This window comes from Streptomyces sp. NPDC005141 (assembly GCF_053599975.1).
Genome location: NZ_JBSFYW010000158.1, coordinates 1 through 1,629, shown reverse-complemented (window position 1 = coordinate 1,629; position 1,629 = coordinate 1). Strand labels below are relative to the sequence as shown.

Annotated in this window: 1 protein-coding gene; it reads right to left on the bottom strand. The window is 68.6% G+C overall.

Annotated elements, in window-relative coordinates; genetic code table 11:
• Positions 1 to 79: 79 nt before the first annotated feature.
• Entirely contained in the window at positions 80 to 1,405 is a 1,326-nt protein-coding gene (locus ACWD68_RS41825; RefSeq protein WP_451811709.1) for an IS110 family transposase, read from the bottom strand.
• Positions 1,406 to 1,629 lie beyond the last annotated feature (224 nt).

Sequence of the window (1,629 nt, the reverse complement as noted above, 5' to 3'; positions counted from 1 at the left end):
CTGATCGGAAAATCGAGGTTCGGGAGGGCAGGCGGCAGCATCCGGGCCGCTTGCGGACCGGATGTCGAGGTGGGCTCGGTCAGGCGGATACGGGTTCGAGGGTGACCTGGTGGCCGAGGGCCTGGAGCTGGCGGACGAGGTCGCGAGTTTTGCGGGCGGGGTTGAGGTGGCGTTGGTGCCAGTCGGCGCCGAGTTCCTGGTAGAAGGCATCCGGGTCGTTGATCAGGTGCCAGGCGATGACGAGTATCGAGCGGGCCACGGCAACCAGGGCTTTGGCGTGGCCCCGGCGTTTGACGATGCGCCGGTAGCGGGTGCCGAGGAAGGTGTCGGTGCGGGCGGCGGCGTTGGCGGCCTCGCCGAGCGCCCCCTTGAGCCAGGGATTGCCCTGCCCGGCCGGGCCTGTGGTGTTCTTGGCGCCGGACTGGATCGTGCGGGGGCACAGCTTGGCCCAGGACACCAGGTGTTCGGGGGTGGGGAAGCGGCTCATGTCCGCGCCGATCTCGGCGAGGATGATCTGCGCGGTGGCCGGGCCGATCCCGGGGACGGCGTCCAGCTTCTCGGCCAGGACGCGGGCGTTCACGCCGCCGGCGGACAATCCCGCTCCCGGCCCGTCGCGAGGGGTGGTGACCTCCTCCAGGGTGCGGGCGATGAGCCGGTCGAGTTCCTGGGTCTGTGCGGTGAGATGGTCGACGGTGCCCAGCAGCACCCGAAGCAGTCGGGCGTGGTGTTCCTCGAACTGCCCTGTCAGGGCCTCTATGAGCGCAGCCTTCTTTTTGACCAGGCTGCCCTTCGCCAGGTCGGCGAGGGTGCGGGGATTGCGTTCGCCGGCGACCATCGCGTCGAGCATGGCCCGGCCCGACATGCCGAACAGGTCCGAGACAGCGCCGGACAATTTGATCTGCGCGTCCTGCAGAGCCTTGTCGACGCGGTGCTTGTGGCGGGTGCGTTCCTGGACGAACACGGTGCGGGTGCGGGTGAAGTCCCGCAGCTGCCTGACGGCCTTGGGCGGGACGAACGAGGCCCGGACCATGCCGCGTTCGGCGAGCTTGGCCAGCCAGACCGCGTCCAGCTTGTCGGTCTTGGGGCGCCCGGGGACGTTCTTCACGTCACGTGCGTTGACCAGCCAGCAGTCCAGGCCGCGGGCTTCGAGCAGGTAGAAGAACGGGCGCCAGTACGATCCTGTCGCTTCCATGACGACCCGTTCGACGCCCTGGCAGACCAGCTTGTCGCCAAGCTCCAGGATGGCGTTCGTGGTCGAGGCGACCGTCCAGACCTTCTGAATGCGCCGGCCCTCGATGGTGTCGTGCGGGACGCGCAGGCAGACCATTCCGGATGCCTTGGCGATGTCGATGGCCGCGACCCGCGCGACCGTTCCGTCGTCGTGGTCTTCTCTCAGTTCCTCCATGAAGTGCCCCCTGTCGTGCCGGTTCGGGCAGGGGCTGCCCGGGGAGCCTGAGGGGAACGGAGAAGCTGATCGGCGTGCTCAAGGCGACAGTGTGCGGCCCCTCTGACGGCTCCCTCACCAGACTCCTATGCGGGCTCACGGCCCAAACATCAAGCGGCGTCGGCGGACAGCCCCTGTACCGATTTTCACGCCCGCGGGGCGTCACCGCAGGTGAACGGTCGACT

Excerpts from the sequence above, each read along its gene's own strand:
- ACWD68_RS41825 (WP_451811709.1), bottom strand. The coding sequence starts at position 1,405 with ATGGAGGAACTGAGAGAAGACCACGACGACGGAACGGTCGCGCGGGTC.